A 2,308-nucleotide genomic window follows, 5' to 3' on the forward strand; every position below is an offset into this window, starting at 1 on the left:
GAAGGTCAGCGAGGCGCTGAGCACCGAGCCCCAGCGGATCGGGATGCCGTCCACCACCTCGGCGGCCTCGACCACCTCGCAGGGGCCCCGCAGGCACGACTGGTACGCGTTCAGGTCCCTGGTGCGCGAGGGCGAGCGCGCCGCCGGTGCCCTGGCGCGGCTCGGGGTGAAGGCCGGGGACCCGGTGGCGGTACTGCTGCCCATGTGCCTGGAGTCCGTGGCGATAACGCTGGCCTGCGTCAACCTCTCGGCGGTGCGTCTCACCCTGCCCGTGGGCGGGCACTCGGGGCTCATCCGCCACCGCGTCCACGGCTCGGGGACGCGGCTGGTCGTCACGGCGGACGCCTGCCAGCTGGACGGGCAGGCGTACGGCGTGAAGACGGCGCTGGACCGGGCACTGGTCGGCTGCCCCGGGGTGGAGCGGGTGCTGGTGGTGCGGCAGTTGGCCAGGCCCGTCCCCTGGCAGCCGGGGAGGGACCAGTGGTGGCACGAGGTGCTGGCCCACGGCGGGCTGCCGCCCCGCCCGTATCCTGGCCACATGAGCGACCTCTCGCGGTCGGGCGGCACGCCGCCCACCGGCCCGTCGAGCGACCTGGACTTCGGCGACCCCCTGGACCGCCCGTCCAGCGACGACAACGACCGGGGCTGGGGCGACGACGGGCCCGCCGAGGACGCGAGCGTCGCCGACCTGGCGCGCTTCCTCAACGAGAAGCCGCCGCACCACCTCTGAGCACGGGCCGCCACCCCCGACCCGGCGCCCGTTCCCGGTCCTACGCCGGGGGCCGGTCCGAGGCCGGGGACTGGTCCCGGTCCTACTCCCGGCCCTGGTCGCCGGGCCGACCGCCGTGGTCGGCCGAGCCGGGCGAGGCGCCCGAAGCGCCACCGGCGGCCGGTTCGGCGGAGCGCTGCCCGCCCACCACGACCCCGGCCTCGCGCGCGGCGCGCTGGGCCACCAACTCGTCGCGGATCTCGGCCAGCAGCTCCAGCTCCGTCTCCACCGGCTGTTCCACCGGGTCCTTGGCCGCCCGCCGCGCCAGGTACCTGGTCAGGGGCAGGATCATCAGGAAGTAGACGACGCCCGCGGTGATCAGGAAGGTCAGCGAGGCGCTGAGCACCGAGCCCCAGCGGATCGGGATGCCGTCCACCACCTGGCCGGCCGCGTTCACCTCGCAGGGGCCCCGCAGGCACGACTGGTACGCGTTCAGGTCCTTGGTGCCGAAGGCGCCCACCACCGGGTTGATGACGCCGTCCACCACCGAGTTCACGATGCTCGTGAAGGCCGTGCCGACGACGACCGCGACGGCCAGCTCCACCACGTTCCCCCGGAGGAGGAAGGTGCGGAATCCCCCCAGGGTCTCCCGCACCCCCTCCACCATGCCCTTGCCGCGCTCGGTCACCGCTCCGCCTCTCACCCTGCGCTCCGCTCCTGCCGTGGAGTCCGAGCGGACCACGCTGCAACAGGGGACGACCGGCTGTCCAATCCGATGACCACTTATAGGTGAAAGCGTGGTAGCGGCCCGAACCGCGGGCGCGGATGAGCGTCGCGGTCACCATCGGGTCACCGCCAGATCGGCCGAGGCGGCGGCGCCCGCCAGCTCGGCCGCGGTGGCCGGGGACACGGCAAGGACCAGGAGGGCGCCGCCCCTGCCGTCCGTCCCGGCGAAGGACGGACCGATGTCCGGCACCTCGGAGACCCTGGCCCGCCGGGCCACCACGCGGGCGGGAGGCGGAGCGTCGCCCGAGCCGGCGCCGGGCCCCGCGCGGGCCGCCAGCACATCCACCCGGTCCCCCGGGCGCAGCAGCCGGACCGCGTCGGCATCGGCGATGCGGACGGGGGCCATGACCTGATCCGATTCGGAGGCACCGGCCCCACCGGCCTTCGCGCCCGCCCCCGCGGTCGCGGCGGTCTCCCGACGGTCGGCGGACGGCGCGGCCCGGCCCTCGTCCTCCGCACCGGCCCCGCCTCCGGGCGCGGCGACGGCCAGGGCCACCGTGGCGAGCGCGAGCCCCGCGGCCAGCACCGTACGGCGGCGTCTGGCGACGCGCCGCAGCCTGCGCCGCCCGCCGCGCGGGCACACGGGCGTGAAGTCGGGAACGGGCGAGCCGGGCGGCAGCGACCGCGGGGCGGGCCTGGGGGAGGATCCGGAGTGATGACGCGGTGTATCCATCTGTGCGCGATGCATGGCACCACCGTGCCCGCCCACGCGAAACCCCGCTGAACCCTGTGGATAACCCGCCGGTTGTGGAAAACCCCGTCACCCCGACGAGTACCCGAAGCACCGAGCCACCCCAGGGAGCCGCAGAAGCC

The 2,308-nt window shown here is 75.4% G+C and carries 3 protein-coding genes; 1 reads left to right on the forward strand and 2 read right to left on the reverse strand.

Annotation, left to right across the window (positions count from 1 at the left end):
- On the forward strand, nucleotides 1-730 hold a 730-nt coding region (locus tag ADY01_RS36420), incomplete at its 5' end, for an AMP-binding protein (protein ID WP_063784479.1).
- Nucleotides 731-812: 82 nt separating this feature from the next.
- On the opposite strand, the gene ADY01_RS34980 is transcribed toward ADY01_RS36420, so the two are convergent.
- Together ADY01_RS34980 and ADY01_RS34985 are read right to left on the reverse strand one after the other, a co-directional pair.
- A complete protein-coding gene (locus ADY01_RS34980; protein ID WP_049580867.1) occupies nucleotides 813-1,376 on the reverse strand; it encodes an MscL family protein in 564 nt (187 codons plus the stop codon).
- 171 nt (nucleotides 1,377-1,547) lie between these two features.
- The gene (locus ADY01_RS34985; protein ID WP_234320542.1) at nucleotides 1,548-2,183 is read right to left on the reverse strand and encodes an RcpC/CpaB family pilus assembly protein; all 636 of its coding nucleotides are present in this window, start codon (nucleotides 2,181-2,183) and stop codon (nucleotides 1,548-1,550) included.
- Nucleotides 2,184-2,308: the final 125 nt, after the last annotated feature.

It is taken from the genome of Streptomyces sp. SBT349 (assembly GCF_001083795.1).
In the GTDB taxonomy this organism is placed as follows: Bacteria; Actinomycetota; Actinomycetes; order Streptomycetales; family Streptomycetaceae; genus Streptomyces.

Coding starts and splice junctions, on each gene's coding strand:
- ADY01_RS34980 (WP_049580867.1), bottom strand. CDS start 1,376: ATGGTGGAGGGGGTGCGGGAGACCCTGGGGGGATTCCGCACCTTCCTC.
- ADY01_RS34985 (WP_234320542.1), bottom strand. CDS start 2,183: ATGCATCGCGCACAGATGGATACACCGCGTCATCACTCCGGATCCTCC.